The organism is Chromobacterium sp. CV08 (assembly GCF_051129845.1).
In the GTDB taxonomy this organism is placed as follows: Bacteria; Pseudomonadota; Gammaproteobacteria; order Burkholderiales; family Chromobacteriaceae; genus Chromobacterium.
Window position 1 is genome coordinate 3846972 of the sequence record NZ_CP150453.1, and the last position, 17800, is coordinate 3864771.

Consider the following 17800-nt stretch of genomic DNA (forward strand, 5'->3'; position numbering starts at 1 on the left):
CGAACCAAACAGGAGAAACGCCATGAACCACTTCGACGCCATCGCGCTGTTGGACGCTCTGATCCAGCTCTGCCATCATATGCCGGCATACTGGACGCAACTGACGGGCTGGATCAGCGATATGGACTGGGGCCATCTCGTCCTGTCCGCGCTGCTGACCATGCTGGCCGTCAATGCCGTGATCGTGCCGGCGGCGCTGGTCTGGCTGTCGCTGGACTTCTCCGTGCCCAGGCGGCTGATCCGTCAGGCCCATTTCAAGCTCCCGTCGCCGCGCAAGGAGGTGAAGCATGGATAATAAAAACCACCCGGCCGTCGGCCAGGACCACGTCGGCACGATTCTGAAAACCGTGGAAAAGGCTTGGTGGGGCTTCGTCGACATGGTGGCGAGGCTGGGCTGGGGCCGGCTGGCGCTGGCCATCCTGCTGGGCCTGATGCTGGGCGGCATCCTCAATCTCCACATGCTGGTGGTGACGCTGGCCCTGGTCGCCATCCTGGTCAAGATCCTCGCCCTGGGCAAGCATCAGGCCGAACAAGAGGCCGACCGCGCCATCGCCCGCAGCCAGGAAGCCGAACAGCAGGCCGAATTGGAGGCGCTGCAACGGCAGCTGGCCGAGGCCAGGATGGGCGCACTGCAGGCGCAGATCGAGCCGCACTTCCTGTTCAACACGCTGTCGTCGGTCTGCCAGCTGATGGAAGACTCGCCCGTCAAGGCGCTGGCGATGCAGAAGGCGCTGATCCGCTATCTGCGCTCCTCGCTGCCGGAGTGGCGAGACTCGCCAGGAGAAACCAGCCTGAGCCAGCAGCTGGAACTGTCGCGCGCCTATCTGGAAATCATGCAGCTGCGGATGGAGGACAGGCTGCAGGTGCGGATCGCCGTGCCGGAATCGTTGCTGCCGGCGCGTTTCCCGGTGATGATGCTGCAGACCTTGGTGGAAAACGCCATCAAGCACGGCCTGGAACCGAAAGCCGAAGGCGGCGCCATCGAGATCCACGCCAAGGTGCTGGACGGCAGGCTCAGGCTGGAAGTGCGCGACGACGGCGCCGGCTTCCCCGAACAGCCCGGCCAGGGCATGGGCTTGGCCAATATCCGCGAACGGCTGGCCCTGCTGTACGGACAACAGGCGGAGCTGGCGCTGGAAGCGCCCGAGGCCGGCGGCACCCGCGCCACCATCGCCCTGCCCTTCGCCCTGAGCTGAGAGAGAATCATGAGCACACTGACCGCCCTGATCGCCGACGACGAACGCCTGATGCGCGAACAGCTGCGCGCGGCGCTGGAACGGGTTTGGCCGGAACTGGACATCGTCGCCGAAGCCCGCGACGGCGGCCAGGCGGTGGAACTGGCGCGCGAACACCGGCCGGACCTGGCCTTCCTGGACATCACGATGCCGGTGCAAAGCGGCATCGCCGCCGCGATGGAGCTGGACGGGCTGTGTCCGGTGGTCTTCGTCACCGCCTATGACCAGTACGCGATCCAGGCCTTCGAGGAAGGCGCGATCGACTACCTGCTGAAGCCGGTGGAAGACGAACGGCTGGCCCGCACGCGCCAGCGCTGGCAGCAACGCGCGCCGGAGGCCGCCGCGCCCGACTGGCAGTCGGCGCTGCGGCAACTGAGCCGCCAGCTGGAAAAGCCGGCCTATCTGCGCTGGATACGGGCGTCGGTGGGCAGCGCGATGCGGATGATCGCCACTGACGAAGTACTGTTCTTCCAGTCCGACGAGAAATACACCCGGGTGCAGACCGCCGGCGGCGAGGCGCTGATCCGGATGCCGATCAAGGAGCTGCTGCCGCAGCTGGACCCGGACGAGTTCTGGCAGGTTCACCGCTCGACGCTGGTCCGGGTGTCCGCCATCGAGCAGGTGCGCCGCGACGAACGCGGCATGCAGCTGCGGCTGCGCGGCTATCCGGCGCCGCTGGAGGTCAGCCGCAGCTACGCCCACCTGTTCCAGCGGATGTAGCCCGCGGCCGCTTGCCGCCGAAAAGACTTACTCCAGCTTGAAGGCCAGCGTGGTCTGCTGCAGCTTCTCGGCCACCATCGCCAGTTCGCGGGTCGCCTGCGAAAAGACTTCGACCGCCACGCCGTTCTCCTTGGACATCCCGGCGATGGCCTCGACCCGGCCCGCCAGCTCGGTGCTGGCCTGGCGCTGCTCGCCCATCGCCAGCGCGATCTCCTTGATCGCCGACACCACGCCGGCGGCGCGCTCCTCCACCGTGCTGATCGTGGCCGACGCGTTCTCGGCCGCCACCACCACGTCGGCGACGATCTGGCGGCTGCTGCGCATGCCGTCCACCGCCTCGCGCGCGCCGTCCTGGATCTTGCCTATCATATCGGTGATCTCCTGCGCCGAACTGGTGGTGCGCTCGGCCAGCTTCCTCACCTCGTCGGCGACGACGGCGAAACCGCGGCCCTGCTCGCCGGCCCGCGCCGCCTCGATCGCCGCGTTCAAGGCCAACAGATTGGTCTGGTCGGCGACGTCCTTGATCACGGTGGCGATGCTGCCGATCTGCTGCGCCTGTACCGACAACGACTCCAGGCTGTCGGCCGAGCTCGCGACGCTCTCGTTGACGCGCTTGACCTGGGTCGTGGAGTCCTGCACGTCCCGATTGCCGGCCTTGGCCTGCTGACCGGCATCGGCCGCCTGCTCGTTGGCCCGGCCGGCGTTGCCGGCGCACAGGTCTATGCTGACCGTCAGCTCCTCTATCGACGCCGCCGCGCTGGACGTGGCGTTCACCTGCTGGCCTATGCTGGCGCTGACCTGCTCGGTCGACGCCGCCAGCTCCTCCGAGGTCGCGGCGACGCTGGCCGCCGAGCGTATGATCTCGCCGACCGCGCCGCGCAGGCGCTGCTGGGTGCCGGCCAGCGAGCGCATCATGTCGGCCACCTCGTCCCGGCCTTGCGGCCGGATGTCGCCGGTCAGATCGCCGACGCCTATCTTATCCATCGCCGCGCCGGCGACGCGCAGGCTGCCGACGATGCCGTTCTGGACCGCCAGGCCCAGGCCTATCAGCAGCAGCAGACCGATCAGCAGCACCGAGATCGCCGTCATCCTCACTTGCTGGTATTTCGTCTGCGCATCCTGCTGCGCCTGGTCGGCCAGCTTGGTGTTGATATTGGCCAGTTCGGTCAGCACATCGTCGGCCGCCTGGAACAACGGTCGGCACTGCTTGGCCATCAGCGCCAGCGCCTTCTTGTTGTTCTCGCCGTTGCCGGTGTCGGTATAGCTGAGCTCGCGCACCTGCTTGCACGGAATCTCCATCGCCGCCCAGGCGGCATCGAAACGCTTCAGCCCATCCACTTCGGGAGGCGTCAACTCGGTCTTGCGATACATGTCCAGATATCGCCTTACCTCGGCCTCCTGCTTGTCGCGCCTAGTAGCGACCTCGTCCATCACCGGCTTTTCCGTTTCAGCGATGTAACGGTAGTCGGAACGGCTGACATAGGCCGCCTGTTTGGCGGCCTGGCCCAGCCAGCGCACCGGCTGCAGCATATTGTTGTGCATGTCGGTGGTCAGCTCGAACATGCTGGAGGCGCCGATGATGCCGTTGATGCCTATGATCAGCGCGGCGGCGATGCCGAGAATGATCAGGCAGAAGATTTTCAGCCGGATGCTGAATTGAGCGAGAAATTGCGCCACACTGCACTCCAAAATTCGCATGCGATTGATATTTTTATATTTTTAGATGAAACAAGAAGCAATAACAAATCATCATTCTTGACCGCCCCAGATCATGCCGCGTCCGTCTCCCGCCTCCTCCGCAAAGCGTGGACGCCAATTGCAAAGAACGGATCCCGGTGAATCCCGGGATCCGCCCCCGCCGCCAAGCACGCTATTCCAGCTTGAAGGCCAGCGTGGTCTGCTGCAGCTTCTCGGCCACCATCGCCAACTCCCGCGTCGCTTGCGAGAACACGTCGACCGCGATGCCGTTCTCCTTGGACATCTGGGCGATGGCCTCGACCCGGCCCGCCAGCTCGGTGCTGGCCTGGCGCTGCTCGCCGACCGCCAACGCGATCTCGTTGATCGCCGACACCACGCCGGCGGCGCGCTCCTCCACCGTGCTGATCGTGGCCGACGCGTTCTCGGCCGCCACCACCACGTCGGCGACGATCTCGCGGCTGCTGCGCATGCCGTCCACCGCCTCGCGCGCGCCGTCCTGGATCTTGCCTATCATATTGGTGATCTCCTGCGCCGAGCTGGTGGTGCGCTCGGCCAGCTTCCTCACCTCGTCGGCGACGACGGCGAAGCCGCGGCCCTGCTCGCCGGCCCGCGCCGCCTCGATCGCCGCGTTCAAGGCCAACAGATTGGTCTGGTCGGCGACGTCCTTGATCACGGTGGCGATGCTGCCGATCTGCTGCGCCTGATCGGACAACGCTTCCAGGCTGTCGGCCGAGCTCGCGACGCTCTCGTTGACGCGCTTGACCCGGGTCGTGGAGTCCTGCACGTCCTTGTTGCCGGCCTTGGCCTGCTGGCCGGCATCGGCCGCCTGCTCGTTGGCCTGGCCGGCATTGCTGGCGCACAGGTCTATGCTGACCGTCAGTTCCTCTATCGACGCCGCCGCGCTGGACGTGGCGTTCACCTGCTGGCCTATGCTGGCGCTGACCTGCTCGGTCGACGCCGCCAGCTCCTCCGAGGTCGCGGCGACGCTGGCCGCCGAACGCACGATCTCGCCGACCGCGCCGCGCAGGCGCTGCTGGGTGTCGGCCAGCGAGCGCATCATGTCGGCCACCTCGTCCCGGCCTTGCGGCCGGATGTCGCCGGTCAGGTCGCCGCCGCCTATCTTCTCCATCGCCGCGCCGGCGATGCGCAGGCTGCCGACAATGCCGCTCTGGATCGCCAGTCCAAGCAAGATCAGCAACAGCAGGCCAATCACCAGCACCGCGATGGACATCATGCGCAGCGACTGGTACTTGCCCTGGGCGTCGGTCAGCGCCTGGTCGGCCAGTTTGATGTTGATGTCGGACAGCTCGGCCAGTATCGCGTCGGCGGCGGTGAACAGCGGCCGGCATTGCTTGGCCATGATGATCAGCGCCTTCTTGTTGTTCTCGCCGTTGCCGGTGTCGGTGTAACTGAGATCGCGCACCTGCTTGCACGACGGCTCCATCGCCGCCCAGGCGGCGTCGAAGCGCTTCAACGCGTCGACCTCCGGCGGCGTCAGCTGGGTTTGGCGGTACTGGTCGATGAAGCCTTTCATCGCCGCCTCGAACTTGTCGCGGTTGGCCTGCACCTGGTCCATCTGCGACTTCTCGCTCTCGGCGATGTAGCGGTAATCGGCGCGGTTGACATAGGCCGCCTGCTTGGCGGCCTGTCCCAGCAGGTAGACGGGCTTCAAGGCGTTGTCGTGCATGCCCTGGGTCAGGTCGAACATGCTGGAGGCGCCGGAAATGCCGTTGAGGCCGATGATCAGCGCGGCGGCGATGCCGAGAAAGATCAGGCCGAAGATTTTCAGCCGGATGCTGAATTGGGCGAGGAATTGAGTCACGCTATGCTCCCGCTACTTGACTAAGTAGATACACATAGCGTTTTAGTTGAGACTAGGATCAATCACCAAGCATGATTTTCCGCCGTCCGCTGGACGGCGGAATCACTTAATCCTTCAAGCGCTTACAAAAAAAGACGCGGCTGTGGCCCGGCGGATAGTCGTCCAGCTCGCCGAAACGGCGGTAACCGATCCCCTCATAGAAGCCCGGCGCCTGGAAACTGTGGGTGTCGACCCAGGCGCCGACGCAGCCGCGCGCCCGCGCTTCCGCCTCGGCCTCCTCCATCAGGCGGCGGCCCAGGCCCTGGCCGCGCGCGCCGGACGGCGCGGCCAGCAGCTCGGTGTACAGCCAGCCGTAACGGGTATAGCCCCACAGGCCTCCCACGGTCCGCCCGTTTTCATCCTCCACCCGGATCACCAGCGGCCTATGGTCGGCGGAGCCTACCTGCGCATCGTTATAGGCGACCAGCGGGGCGACGATGGCCGCCCGGGTTTCGGCATCCGCCACATCGCTCAATACGGTTCTGTACTGCATAAATCTTGCTCTTTCTTCCCGCTATCAAAAACTCGTTCAGTCGACGACGATGCCGACGCCACGGCCGCGCGGGTCGGACGCGGTCTCGGTCTTGTCGCCCATCACCCTCACCGCCTGGATGTCGCCCATCCGCCAGCCCTGGTCCTTCAGCGTGTAGCCCATGGCCTTCAGCTCATCGGCCGCCGCACCGGCCAATGGCGCGTATTCGTCGTAGAAGATGGTGTCCTTCGGCAACAACTGATGGTGCACCCTCTGCGCCGCCACCGCCTGCTGCAGCGGCAGCTTGAAGTCGTAAAGATTGTTCAGCACCTGGAAGATGGACGTGAAGATGCGCGAGCCGCCGGGCGTGCCGATCACCAGCGTCACCTTGCCGTCGCGGGTGACGATGGTCGGCGCCATCGACGACAGCATGCGCTTGCCGGGCGCAATGGCGTTGGCGTCCTTGCCGACCACGCCGAAAGCGTTGGCGACGCCTGGCTTGGCGCTGAAATCGTCCATCTCGTCGTTGAGCAGGAAGCCGGCCCCCTTGACCACGACGCCGCTGCCGAAATCGAAATTCAGCGTGTAGGTGTTGGACACCGCGTTGCCCCAGCGGTCGACGATGGAGAAGTGCGTGGTCTGGCGGGCCTCCAGTCCCGGCCTGACGTCCGGCGTCGGCGAGATCGAGGTCGGCCGGATCTCGGCGGCGCGGCGCTTCAGATAGGCCGGGTCGGTCAGCTCGGCGGTCGGCACCTTGGAAAAGTCCGGGTCGCCGAGGTAGTCGGCGCGGTCGGCGAACACCCGCTTCTCGATCTCGGCCAGCAGATGGATGTAGCGCGCCGAATTCAGCGCCACGTCGGTGAAGTCCGACGCCCGCTGCTGCTTGATCTCCAGCAGCTGGGCCAGGGCGATGCCGCCGGAGCTGGGCGGCGGCGCGGTATAGACGGCGTTGCCGCGCCAGTCTATCCGGATAGGCTCGCGCCAGCGCGCGCGGTAGGCCTTCAGATCGTCGGCGGTGATCAGGCCCTTGTCGCGCCGCATCTGCGCGACCAGCAGTTTGGCGGTCTCGCCATGGTAGAACTCGAAGGCGCCGTAGCTGGCGATGCGCTTCAGCGTCGCCGCCAGCTCGGGCTGGCGGAAAGTCTCGCCGCCCTTCATCTTGCCGAAGTAATCGGCGAAATTGGTCTTGCCGGCGAACAGCTGCACCGCCTCGCCGCGATACTGGAACTGTTTGTCGGCGACGGTGAAACCGTTCTCGGCATAGCCTATCGCCGGCTGCAGCAACTGCTTCCATTGCAGCCGGCCGAAGCGCTGGTGCGCCTGCCACAGACCCATCACCGTGCCGGGCACGCCGGCCGCGCGCGCGCCGACCAGGCTCATGCCCGGCACCACCTTGCCGTCCTTGTCCAGATACATGTCGCGGCCGGCGGCCTTGGGCGCCGTCTCGCGATAGTCGAGGAAATACGGCTTTCCGCCCTGGTACAGGGTCATGAAGCCGCCGCCGCCGATATTGCCGGCCTCCGGATAGGTGACGGCCAGCGCGAAGGCGGTGGCTACCGCGGCGTCCACCGCGTTGCCGCCCTCCTTCAGGATGCGCGCCGCCACCTCGGCGCCGTACCGGTCCGGAGACGCCACCGCGCCCTGGCCGGCCAGCGCCGGCAGGCTCAGCAACAACAAGCCGCACGCCGACGCTTTGCGGAACAGAAATTTCATCGCACCTCTCCTCAACAAGAAGGACATAGCATGCTTATGCCATTTGTTGGGGAAATACGCCAGACATTCAAGCGAAATCCGCCAAACATCCGGTATCGCGTTGTTTCACTGTACGAAGCGTCAGCTCTTGGCGGCGTCCGATCCGCTAGGCCCGCTCCAGCGCCGCGCGCAATTGCCGCACCAGATCAGCCGAGGTTTCCCGGCGGGCGTATTCGTCGGCGCCCGGCGCGCCCAGGCTGACCCCGGTGCGGCGGAAGCGCATGCCGCTCGACACCTCGGCCCGCGCCGACGCGTGGAATTCGCGGCAGCCTGTCGCCCGCGCCAGCCCGGCGATATTGTCGGCGGTGATGCCGGCGCCGGGCATCACCGTCAGCCGCGCGCCGGCCTGCTCCCTGAGACGGGCCAGCAAGGCCGCGCCCTCAGGCGCAGTCGCCGCCTGGCCGGAGCTGAGCAGCCGGTGGCAGCCGGCCGCGATCAGGTCCTCCAGTGCCTGGCAAGGATCGCGGACCAGGTCGAAAGCCCGGTGGAAGGTCACCGTCATCGGCACGGCCAGCTCGACCAGCTGCCGGGTCCTGGGGACGTCGACATCGCCGTCGGCGGTCAAGAGCCCGACCACCACGCCGTCGACGCCGAGGCGGCGGCAGAGATCGATATCGCGCGCCATCACCTCGAATTCGGCCGCCGAATACAGGAAATCGCCGCCGCGCGGCCTGACGATGACGTGCAGCCCGATCTCCAGACGCTCCCGCGCCACGGCCAGCATGCCCCAGGACGGCGTGGTGCCGCCCGCCTCCAGGTTGTCGCACAGCTCGACGCGCTGCGCGCCGCCGTCTTGAGCCGCCAGGCACGATCCCAGCGAGCCGGCGCATATTTCCAGCAGCTTGCCCATAACCCTCTCCTTACCGGACAGACCGCGCGCCAGCGCCAAGGTGCCCGCGCCGGCAAAAAAAAGACCGCCGGCGGCGGTCATCGGGAAGGACTCGACGAAGTCAGGTGACTTTCAGCCCGCGGTCGGAGAACAGCGCGCGCGCATGCGCCGCCTGCCCGGCGGTGGGAATCGGCGTGTCGTTCAACTGGTACTCCATGCCCAGCTGCGCCCACTTGTCCTTGCCCAGTTGATGGAAAGGCAGGACTTCCACCCGCTCCACCACGTCGCCGAGCGCCGCGACGAAGTCGGCCAGCCGCTCGATGTCGGCGTCGCCGTCGGTGAGGCCGGGCACCAGCACATAGCGTATCCACATCTTCTTGCCGAGCCGCTTCAGGCGCTGGGCGAAGTCCAGCGTCGGCTGAAGGGGCTGGCCGGTCAGCGCCAGGTACTTGTCGGGATCGGAATGCTTGATGTCCAGCATCACCAGATCGACGTCGTCGAACCACTCGTCGGACACCCGCTCGTGCAGGAAGCCCTGGGTGTCCAGCGCGGTATGCAGGCCGAAGCGTTGCTTGATCGCATGGAACAGCTCGCCGACGAACTCGTGCTGCATCAGCGGCTCGCCGCCGGAAATGGTGACGCCGCCGGCGAACTTGAGAAAGCGGGCGTAAGACGCGACTTCGGACAGCGCCTGCTCCACCGTCACCTGGCGGCCGTTGTGCAGCTTCCAGGTATCCGGATTGTGGCAATACAGGCAGCGGAACTGGCAACCCGAGACGAAGAACACGAAGCGCATGCCGGGGCCGTCGACGCCGGCGCCGCTCTCGGTGGAATGCAGATAGCCTATGGCGTCTGCGCTGACAGCCTGGGCGGTGTGGTCGGCGGCGATGGGTGGGGTCATTGCCGTATCTCCGGTGAATCTTGTGAAAAAGCGGGGCGTCCCTTGAGGATGCCCCGCCCATTGCTGCTTGAGGCTAACTCAGCTTACATCTTGCCGTGGAAGGTGCGGTTGATCACGTCCATCTGCTGCTCGCGGGTCAGCTTGATGAAGTTCACGGCGTAGCCGGACACGCGGATGGTCAGCTGCGGGTACAGCTCCGGGTGTTCCATCGCGTCCAGCAGGGTTTCGCGCTTGAACACGTTGACGTTGACGTGGAAGCCGCCGCCAGCGATGTGGCGCTCGCCTTCGCAATCGAACGGCGTGCAGTTGGCGCTGCTGAACTCGGTCGGATGCGCGGAGCAGAAGCCGTCCAGGCAGTTGGCCAGGTTCAGGATGCGCTCTTCGGCGGTGTGGCCCAGCGCGTCCGGCGTGGCGGAGGCCGTCCAGCTGATGCCGTCCAGCGCGGAGTCGTACGGCAGCTTGGCCACCGAGGCGCCGGCTGCGACGAAGCCCTTCACGTCGCGGCCGTTCATCGGGTTGGCGCCCGGAGAGAACGGTTCGCCGGCGCGACGGCCGTCCGGCGTGTTGCCGGTCTTCTTGCCGTACACCACGTTGGACGTGATGGTCAGCACCGACTGGGTCGGCTTGGAATCGCGGTAGAAGTACGGCTGGGCCTTGATCTTGTCCATGAAGGACTGGGTCAGCCACACGGCGATGTCGTCGACGCGGTCGTCGTTGTTGCCGTAAGCCGGGTAGTCGCCTTCGATCTTGTAGTCGACGGCCAGGCCCTCTTCATTGCGGATGATGTGGACCTTGGCGAACTTGACGGCGGACAGCGAGTCGGCGGCCACCGACAGGCCGGCGATGCCGCAGGCCATGGTGCGGACGATGTCGCGGTCGTGCAGCGCCATTTCGATGCGCTCGTAGGCGTACTTGTCGTGCATGTAGTGGATGCAGTTCAGCGCCTTGACGTAGGTGGCGGCCAGCCAGTCCATCATCTTGTCGAACTTCGGCATCAGCTCGTCGTAGGTCAGCACGTCGCCGGTGATCGGCTCGAAACCGTGGGCCACCAGCGCGCCGGACTTCTCGTCGCGGCCGCCGTTGATCGCGTACAGCATGGCCTTGGCCAGATTGGCGCGGGCGCCGAAGAACTGCATCTGCTTGCCTATCCTCATCGCCGACACGCAGCAGGCGATGCCGTAGTCGTCGCCCCAGTACGGCAACATCAGATCGTCGTTTTCGTACTGGATCGCGCTGGTATCGATGGACACCTTGGCGCAGAAGTTCTTGAAGCCCTGCGGGAAGCGGGTGGACCACAGCACGGTCAGGTTCGGCTCCGGCGCCGGGCCCAGATTGTACAGGGTGTTCAGGAAGCGGAAGCTGTTCTTGGTCACCAGGGTGCGGCCGTCTTCGCCCATGCCGCCGATGGATTCGGTCACCCAGGTCGGGTCGCCGGAGAACAGCTGATCGTATTCCGGCGTGCGCAGGAAACGGACGATGCGCAGCTTGATCACCAGGTCGTCTATCATTTCCTGGGCTTGCTCTTCGGTCAGCACGCCGGCGGCGATGTCGCGTTCGATGTAGATGTCCAGGAAGGTGGACACGCGGCCGAAGGACATCGCGGCGCCGTTCTGTTCCTTGACGGCTGCCAGGTAGGCGAAATACACCCACTGCACCGCTTCGCGGGCGTTGGCGGCCGGGCGGCTGATGTCGTAGCCGTACTTCGCGGCCATCTGCTTCAGTTCGTCCAGCGCGCGGAATTGTTCGGACAGCTCTTCGCGCTGGCGCATCACCTCGTCGGTGAAGGTGGCGTTGTCCAGCTCGTGGAACACTTGCTGGCGCTCGGCGCGCAGGAAGTCGGTGCCGTACAGGGCGACGCGGCGGTAGTCGCCGATGATGCGGCCGCGGCCGTAGGCGTCGGGCAGGCCGGTGATCACGCCGGACTTGCGGCAGGCCATGATTTCCGGGGTGTAGACGTCGAACACGCCCTGGTTGTGACTCTTGCGATACTTTTCCCAGACTTCCTTGATCACCGGATCCAGCTTGAAGCCGAAGGCCTCCAGGCCGTTCTCGACCATGCGCAGGCCGCCGTTCGGCATGATGGCGCGCTTCAGCGGCGCGTCGGTCTGCAGGCCGACAATCACCTCATTGGCCTGATCGATGTAGCCGGCGTCGTGCGCGGTGATCGAGGAGCCGCGGTCGGCGGACACGTCCAGCACGCCCTTGGCGCGTTCCTGCTTCAGCAGCTCGCCCAGGGTATCCCACAGCTTCTTGGTGCGCTCGGTCGCGCCGGCCAGGAAGCTGTCGTCGCCTTCGTACGGCTGGTAGTTCAGCTGGATGAAGTTGCGGACATCGACCTTGCTCTGCCAGTCGCCTGCGGCGAAATCGCGCCACGGGTTGGCTTGGGTAGCGTTTTGACTGATGGCGTCCATCGGGTGCCTCCTTCTTGGCTGAATCCAGTAAGTGTTAGATATTGAACACATCGTACATTCGGATTCGAAAATTCCGCTTGATCTTAGTCAAGTGGCGCGCCGCTTTCGCCGTGTTTTCCATCTGGCACCGCAACATGCCGGATGCGTTCAATATCCTTATTTTCTCAATGGTTTATAGCAAAATCGGCGTGGTACGCCATGTACCGCGCCGACTACATTCGAAATCGAACATACACATGCAGTTTTCCGGCCGCATCCGGCCAGGCATTCCTCTATGCGATCAGACAGCCCGCAGCGTGTGGCGTTCCAGCCGGAACACCACCAGGCCGACGCCGACCGCGCCGCCGACGATGTTGCCCAAGGTGGCCGGCACCATATTGTGCAGGATGTCGCCCCAGTCCAGCGCGGTCATGCCCTGCATCCTGGCCAGCGCGAAGAAGGCCATATTGGCGATGCTGTGCTCGAAGCCGGAGAAGAAGAACACGAATACCAGCAACATGATGACGATCAGCCGCGCCGCCTCGCTGGACAAGCGCATCGGCACCCACACCGCCAGGCAGATCACCCAGTTGCACAGCACGCCCTTCCAGAAGATCTCCATCGAAGACGCGCGCACCTTGTGTTCCACCACATTGAACAGCAGATGGTCGGCGGGCAGCGCGCCCATGCCGCCGGCGCCGGCCAGCACGGCGACGAACAGCAGCACGCCGATCAGGTTGCCGATATACACCACCGCCCAGCTGCGCAGCAGATTGCAGCTGCGGCAGCGCCCGCCCAGGCGGCCGACGGTGAAGTACATCACATTGCTGGTGAACAGCTCCACCTTGCAGACGATGATGCTGACCAGGGCCACGCCGAAGAAACCGGCGGTGGCGATGTAGTAGCCGGGCGCGCCGGCGGCGAAAAACACCTGGCCCAGCTTCAGGCTGACGACCAGCACGGCGGCGATCAGCGCGCCGGCCATGCCGGCGCTGAGCAGATAGCGGCCCGGCTCGGACAGCAGCACCCGCTGCTTGCCGGCGGCCTCGTCCAATACATAGGCGAGTGGGGAGGAATGGCTCATATCATTGTCTTTCGTGGCGGGTGGACGGACGGCGCGCCGCCGTTCGCATGACTTAATCAATTGACGAAAATTTTATGTTCGATTTCGTACAATTGTGTTTGATAACAATCAAGCGGTGTCCGTCTTCCCAATCGGGATAAAGCGCGGATCGCGGCCGGCGACCCCATCCCGCTTGGGCGGCGCGGCCATCCGTCCCCCGGCCCCGCATCCGGCCAGACAGGCCCCGGCAGCCTTCTCGCCAAGCCCCCCGCAGACGCCTCCCCATGCAGAGAACCTGTTCACGATCTTTTTGCGAGCATCGCAGCCCGGCCAGCCAGATGCTGGGCGGAGGGCCTAGGCTCCGGCGATGCCAAGGCCTAGCCTGGCAACGCGGCAGATGGCCGCGGCCGAAGCCCCGCCTGCAGGCAGGCGCCTTCCCGCCATGGCTGCACCGCGCCTCCGGTCGGCACCGGCCGCCATCGCAAAGCATCACAATCGAAACATAAAATGTTCGTTTAAATTTGTTTATTTTCAAAATCGAACATTTTTACCGTCAAAAAACCGCAGAGACCACAGCATTCGAACAAACAAAATCACAAACGAAAACGCACGATAGGCTGCGACCTGCCGCGGACGGCCCTGTCCTTCGGGCAAAAGTCCGCCGGAATCCCTCTTCTGATTTTCAATGCATTTTCAAGCAGTTACAGACAGGAAAAAATCAATGCATCCCGCCCACCCCGTTACGATCGCCATCGTCACCACCGATGCGACAGCCTCGCAGCAAAGCATCCGGACACGTTCGAAACGCGCAACTTTCATTTCGAGCAATCGCTCAAAACCAACATTCATGCCAATAAGCCACTTCACCAAGCTCGCACCTCACCTCAAAACCATTTTCATGATTGGAAATCAAAATCAGTGAAATTAAATTTCACCATATTTTATTTCAAGGAATTTAAAACCCAAAACATGCTTTTGCACTATTAGGAATGAATGATAAAAAAGGTCAAGCCATGTTCGTTTGTTCATTTGGTGACAAATTTATCTTGATTAGAATCAACTGATGTTCTTAAATGTGTTCCTTGTAAAAAACAAAAGCGCTTACGATGGGCAGCAACAAAGCCGCAAACCTCAGCCTGTCAACAGGCATAAAGGTCGGCTAGCCGCTTATCTCGCCAGCCCCCGCCGCGCGCCGACCAGGCCCGGCAACGGGATGACGAACCCGGTAATTGCGAACATCCGTTTTGAAAAGGCACTTCACCATGTCTCAAGCTATCGCCTCCACCGCCCCCCGGTCCGGCTCGTCCGGCTGGTCCAAGCACGACACCGTCTGGATGCTGGGTCTGTACGGCACCGCCATCGGCGCCGGCGTCCTGTTCCTGCCCATCAACGCCGGCATCGGCGGCCTGTGGCCTCTGATGCTGATGGCCGTCCTGGCCCTGCCGCTGACCTTCTTCGCCCACCGCGGCCTGACCCGCTTCGTGCTGTCCGGCAGCAAGGAAGGCGCCGACATCACCGAGGTGGTCGAAGAACACTTCGGCGCTTCCGCCGGCAAGCTGATCACGCTGCTGTACTTCTTCGCCATCTACCCGATCCTCCTGATGTACAGCGTGGCCATCACCAACACCGTGCTGTCCTTCCTGAACCATCAGCTGCACATAGAGGTCGGCTCCAGCCTGGCCGTGCGCGCCGTGTTCGCTCTGGCGCTGATCCTGGGCCTGATGTCCATCGTCCGGCTCGGCGGCCAGGTCATCGTCAAGGCGATGAGCATCCTGGTCTATCCGTTCGTGATCGTGCTGATGCTGCTGGCGCTGTATCTGATCCCGCAATGGAGCACCGCCGCCATCGACCACGCCGGCAGCCTCGGCGACGCGCTGTCCAGCGGCGCCTTCTACAAGACGCTGTGGCTGGCCATCCCGGTGATGGTGTTCTCGTTCAACCACTCGCCCATCATCTCGTCCTTCTCCGTAGACCAGCGCAAGCTGCACGGCGACGACGCCGAGCCGGCCTCCAGCCGCGTCTTGATCCGCGCCCACATGATGATGGTGCTGACCGTGATGTTCTTCGTGTTCAGCTGCGTGCTCAGCCTGAGCCCGGCCGATCTGGCCGCCGCCAAGGCCCAGAACATCTCCATCCTGTCCTACCTGGCCAACCACTTCCAGAACCCGGTGATCGAATGGGTGGCGCCCGTCATCGCGATGGTTGCCATCAGCAAATCCTTCCTGGGCCACTACCTGGGCGCCAAGGAAGGCTTCAACGGCCTGGTGATCAAGCAGCTGCGCCAGAACGGCAAGACCATCGCGTCCGCCAAGCTTGACCGCTATACCGCCGTGTTCATGATCGTGACCTGCTGGGCCGTGGCCACCTTCAACCCGTCCATCCTCGGCATGATCGAAACGCTGGGTGGTCCGGTGATCGCGATGCTGCTGTTCCTGATGCCGATGTACGCGATCAAGAAGATCCCGGCAATGAAGAAATACGCCGGCCAACCGAGCAATATCTTCGTGACGCTGATCGGCCTGATCGCCATCTCCGCCATCTTCTACGATCTGATCGTCTGATCGTGACCGGACAGGCCGCCCAACGCGGCCTGTCTGCTTTCGGCACCAGCATCAAAGAGGCAGCATCATGTTCAGCATGTCCGACATCTACAAAATCGGCGTGGGTCCGTCCAGCTCCCACACCGTCGGCCCGATGAAGGCCGGCCACCAGTTCCTCGGCGCCCTGAAGGAAACCGGCAGATTCAACCAGATCGACCGCGTCCACGTGGACTGCTACGGCTCGCTGGCGTTGACCGGCAAGGGCCACTGCACCGACCAGGCCATCATCCTCGGCCTGGCCGGCAACCTGCCGGATACCGTCGATCCGGACACCAGCGCCGGCCTGATCGCCGACGTCGAGCAAAGCGGCCAGCTGACGCTGGGCCGCACCCACCAGCGCGTGGCCTTCGGCATGGACTTCCACACCGCCAATCTGCCGCTGCACGAAAACGGCATGCAGATCCACGCCTTCGCCAGCGACGAGAAAGTCCTGACCAAGACCTATTACTCGATAGGCGGCGGCTTCATCGTCGACGAGGAGCACTTCAATCAATCGAGCTGCAGCGACACCCCGGTGCCCTACCACTTCGTCACCGCGCAGCAGCTGATGGACATGTGCGAGGAAACCGGCCTGTCCATCGCCGCGCTGGTGCTGGAAAACGAGAAGGCCTTTCACGACGTCCAGGACATCCAGACCCATTTCCGCCGCGTGTGGGAAGTGATGCGGAGCAGCATCGAACGCGGCATGCGCACCGAGGGCAATCTGCCCGGCCCGATGCGCATCCCGCGCCGCGCGCCGGCGCTGCACCGGATGCTGACCAGCTCGCTGACGGTGGCCAAAGACCCGATGAGCGTGATGGACTGGGTCAATATGTACGCGATGGCGATGTCCGAGGAAAACGCCGCCGGCGGCCGCGTAGTGACCGCGCCGACCAACGGCGCCTGCGGCATCGTGCCGGCCGTGCTGGCCTACTACGATCGCTTCATCCAGCCGCTGGACGACGACAGCTGTCTTCGCTTCTTCCTGTCCTCCGGCGCCATCGGCTGCCTGTTCAAGCTGAACGCGTCGATCTCCGGCGCCGAGGTCGGCTGCCAGGGCGAGGTCGGCGTCGCCTGCTCGATGGCCGCCGCCGGCCTGACCGAACTGATGGGCGGCAGCCCGTCCCAGGTGTGCATGGCCGCCGAGATCGCGATGGAACACAATCTGGGCCTGACCTGCGACCCGGTCGGCGGCCAGGTGCAGATTCCATGCATCGAACGCAACGCGCTGGCGGCCGTCAAGGCGATCAACGCCGCGCGGATGGCGCTGCACCGCGCCAGCAGCCCCAAGGTGTCGCTGGACAAGGTCATCGCCGCGATGTACGAAACCGGCAAGGACATGGACGCCAAATACCGCGAAACCTCCTGCGGCGGCCTGGCCCTTCAGATCAGGGTGGAAGGCAAGCCGATGCAGGATCAGGCGATACGCTGGATCCACGACGCGGCCTGAGTCCGCCCCCCGCGCACGACGCCACCCTCGCGGTGGCGTTTTTTCTCCCGGCTTGCCGCCCGGCCGCACACCACCTAACATGGCCTGCTCCCGCCGAGACACGCCCAGGACCCGCCATCATGAAGCCCGCAGAATTCGCCTTGCTGTTCGATCTGGACGGCACGCTGGCCAATAGCGACCCGCTGCACTACCAGGCCTTTTCCACGCTGCTGGAGGAAAACGGCAAGACGCTGACGCCTGAGCAGTACCACCGCGACATCGTCGGCGGCTCCAACGCCGGCATCATGCGCGCGCTGTTCCCGGAACGGGACGAGGCGGCGCACCGCGCGATGGCCGAACGCAAGGAGGCCCTGTTCCGCGCGTCCGTCACCACGCTGGAGCCGCAGCCCGGCGCCCGCGAGCTGTTCGCCTGGGCGGAACGGCACGGTTTCCCCATCGCCGTCGTCACCAACGCGCCGCGCGCCAACGCCGAACTGATGCTGGAACGACTGGGCCTCGCGCCGCAAGTGGCCGCTCTGGTCATAGGCGAGGAGCTGGCGGCGGCCAAACCCGATCCGCTGCCCTATCTGACCGGCCTGGCCCGAATCGGCGCCCACGCCGACCGCGCCTGCGCCTTCGAGGACTCGCCGTCCGGCATCCGCGCCGCCCGTGCTGCCGGACTGCCCACCTTCGCCCTGCGCTCGGCGCTGCCGGCCGAATCCCTGCAGGCCGCCGGCGCCGACGCCATCATCGCGGACTTCGCCGCGCCCGAGCTGTGGCGCTGGCTGGAACTGCGCGCCGGCATGCCGGCCTGAGTCCGATCGAACCGAAGACACGCGTGGCAATACGTTTTGCCCCCCTGGTCTTCGAC

Annotated in this window: 15 protein-coding genes; 7 read left to right on the top strand and 8 right to left on the bottom strand. The window is 64.7% G+C overall.

The features are described from left to right. Positions 1-22: 22 nt before the first annotated feature. Genes WNM05_RS17500 through WNM05_RS17510 form a run of 3 tightly spaced genes read left to right on the top strand, consistent with a single transcriptional unit; the run spans position 23 to position 1955 of the window. On the top strand, positions 23-295 hold the full coding sequence (locus tag WNM05_RS17500) for a hypothetical protein (protein ID WP_434629219.1): 273 nt from the start codon (positions 23-25) through the stop codon (positions 293-295). Further along, a complete protein-coding gene (locus WNM05_RS17505; RefSeq protein ID WP_434629221.1) occupies positions 288-1196 on the top strand; it encodes a sensor histidine kinase in 909 nt (302 codons plus the stop codon). Before WNM05_RS17500 ends, WNM05_RS17505 begins: the two co-directional genes overlap by 8 nt. Before the next feature lie 9 nt (positions 1197-1205). After that, a complete protein-coding gene (locus tag WNM05_RS17510; RefSeq protein WP_434629223.1) occupies positions 1206-1955 on the top strand; it encodes a LytR/AlgR family response regulator transcription factor in 750 nt (249 codons plus the stop codon). A 27-nt stretch (positions 1956-1982) separates the two neighbouring features. Here WNM05_RS17510 and WNM05_RS17515 read toward each other — a convergent pair whose 3' ends face one another. From WNM05_RS17515 to WNM05_RS17550, 8 genes are all read right to left on the bottom strand, one after another. Beyond that, on the bottom strand, positions 1983-3632 hold the full coding sequence (locus WNM05_RS17515; RefSeq protein ID WP_434629225.1) for a HAMP domain-containing methyl-accepting chemotaxis protein: 1650 nt from the start codon (positions 3630-3632) through the stop codon (positions 1983-1985). Positions 3633-3825: 193 nt separating this feature from the next. Beyond that, positions 3826-5475 carry a methyl-accepting chemotaxis protein gene (locus WNM05_RS17520; RefSeq protein ID WP_434629227.1) on the bottom strand — a complete coding sequence of 550 codons (1650 nt, stop codon included), beginning with the start codon at positions 5473-5475 and terminating at the stop codon, positions 3826-3828. Between the two features lie 106 nt (positions 5476-5581). After that, positions 5582-6007 carry a GNAT family N-acetyltransferase gene (locus WNM05_RS17525; RefSeq protein WP_434629229.1) on the bottom strand — a complete coding sequence of 142 codons (426 nt, stop codon included), beginning with the start codon at positions 6005-6007 and terminating at the stop codon, positions 5582-5584. Between the two features lie 36 nt (positions 6008-6043). Beyond that, the gene (gene ggt, locus WNM05_RS17530; RefSeq protein WP_434629231.1) at positions 6044-7699 is read right to left on the bottom strand and encodes a gamma-glutamyltransferase; all 1656 of its coding nucleotides are present in this window, start codon (positions 7697-7699) and stop codon (positions 6044-6046) included. Positions 7700-7844: 145 nt separating this feature from the next. Beyond that, positions 7845-8588 carry a copper homeostasis protein CutC gene (locus WNM05_RS17535; RefSeq protein ID WP_434629233.1) on the bottom strand — a complete coding sequence of 248 codons (744 nt, stop codon included), beginning with the start codon at positions 8586-8588 and terminating at the stop codon, positions 7845-7847. A gap of 100 nt (positions 8589-8688) precedes the next feature. After that, a complete protein-coding gene (gene pflA, locus WNM05_RS17540) occupies positions 8689-9468 on the bottom strand; it encodes a pyruvate formate-lyase-activating protein (RefSeq protein ID WP_434629235.1) in 780 nt (259 codons plus the stop codon). A gap of 83 nt (positions 9469-9551) precedes the next feature. Beyond that, positions 9552-11879, bottom strand: a complete 2328-nt coding sequence (gene pflB / locus WNM05_RS17545) for a formate C-acetyltransferase (protein ID WP_434629237.1) — start codon at positions 11877-11879, stop codon at positions 9552-9554. A gap of 280 nt (positions 11880-12159) precedes the next feature. Beyond that, complete coding sequence (locus WNM05_RS17550) at positions 12160-12942, bottom strand: formate/nitrite transporter family protein (protein ID WP_434629238.1); 783 nt, start codon at positions 12940-12942, stop codon at positions 12160-12162. 700 nt (positions 12943-13642) lie between these two features. Here WNM05_RS17550 and WNM05_RS17555 point away from each other — a divergent pair. From WNM05_RS17555 to WNM05_RS17570, 4 genes are all read left to right on the top strand, one after another. Further along, positions 13643-13843: a hypothetical protein gene (locus WNM05_RS17555; RefSeq protein WP_434629240.1), complete on the top strand. Its 201-nt coding sequence runs from the start codon at positions 13643-13645 to the stop codon at positions 13841-13843. Between the two features lie 340 nt (positions 13844-14183). Further along, positions 14184-15482, top strand: coding sequence for an HAAAP family serine/threonine permease (locus WNM05_RS17560; RefSeq protein ID WP_434629242.1), 1299 nt, complete (start codon positions 14184-14186; stop codon positions 15480-15482). A gap of 67 nt (positions 15483-15549) precedes the next feature. Then, positions 15550-16950: an L-serine ammonia-lyase gene (locus WNM05_RS17565; RefSeq protein WP_434629244.1), complete on the top strand. Its 1401-nt coding sequence runs from the start codon at positions 15550-15552 to the stop codon at positions 16948-16950. 119 nt (positions 16951-17069) lie between these two features. After that, on the top strand, positions 17070-17744 hold the full coding sequence (locus tag WNM05_RS17570) for an HAD family hydrolase (protein ID WP_434629245.1): 675 nt from the start codon (positions 17070-17072) through the stop codon (positions 17742-17744). Positions 17745-17800 lie beyond the last annotated feature (56 nt).

Excerpts from the sequence above, each read along its gene's own strand:
- WNM05_RS17500 (WP_434629219.1), top strand. The coding sequence starts at position 23 with ATGAACCACTTCGACGCCATCGCGCTGTTGGACGCTCTGATCCAGCTC.
- WNM05_RS17505 (WP_434629221.1), top strand. The coding sequence starts at position 288 with ATGGATAATAAAAACCACCCGGCCGTCGGCCAGGACCACGTCGGCACG.
- WNM05_RS17510 (WP_434629223.1), top strand. The coding sequence starts at position 1,206 with ATGAGCACACTGACCGCCCTGATCGCCGACGACGAACGCCTGATGCGC.
- WNM05_RS17525 (WP_434629229.1), bottom strand. The coding sequence starts at position 6,007 with ATGCAGTACAGAACCGTATTGAGCGATGTGGCGGATGCCGAAACCCGG.
- ggt (WP_434629231.1), bottom strand. The coding sequence starts at position 7,699 with ATGAAATTTCTGTTCCGCAAAGCGTCGGCGTGCGGCTTGTTGTTGCTG.
- WNM05_RS17535 (WP_434629233.1), bottom strand. The coding sequence starts at position 8,588 with ATGGGCAAGCTGCTGGAAATATGCGCCGGCTCGCTGGGATCGTGCCTG.
- pflA (WP_434629235.1), bottom strand. The coding sequence starts at position 9,468 with ATGACCCCACCCATCGCCGCCGACCACACCGCCCAGGCTGTCAGCGCA.
- pflB (WP_434629237.1), bottom strand. The coding sequence starts at position 11,879 with ATGGACGCCATCAGTCAAAACGCTACCCAAGCCAACCCGTGGCGCGAT.
- WNM05_RS17550 (WP_434629238.1), bottom strand. The coding sequence starts at position 12,942 with ATGAGCCATTCCTCCCCACTCGCCTATGTATTGGACGAGGCCGCCGGC.
- WNM05_RS17555 (WP_434629240.1), top strand. The coding sequence starts at position 13,643 with ATGCATCCCGCCCACCCCGTTACGATCGCCATCGTCACCACCGATGCG.
- WNM05_RS17560 (WP_434629242.1), top strand. The coding sequence starts at position 14,184 with ATGTCTCAAGCTATCGCCTCCACCGCCCCCCGGTCCGGCTCGTCCGGC.
- WNM05_RS17565 (WP_434629244.1), top strand. The coding sequence starts at position 15,550 with ATGTTCAGCATGTCCGACATCTACAAAATCGGCGTGGGTCCGTCCAGC.
- WNM05_RS17570 (WP_434629245.1), top strand. The coding sequence starts at position 17,070 with ATGAAGCCCGCAGAATTCGCCTTGCTGTTCGATCTGGACGGCACGCTG.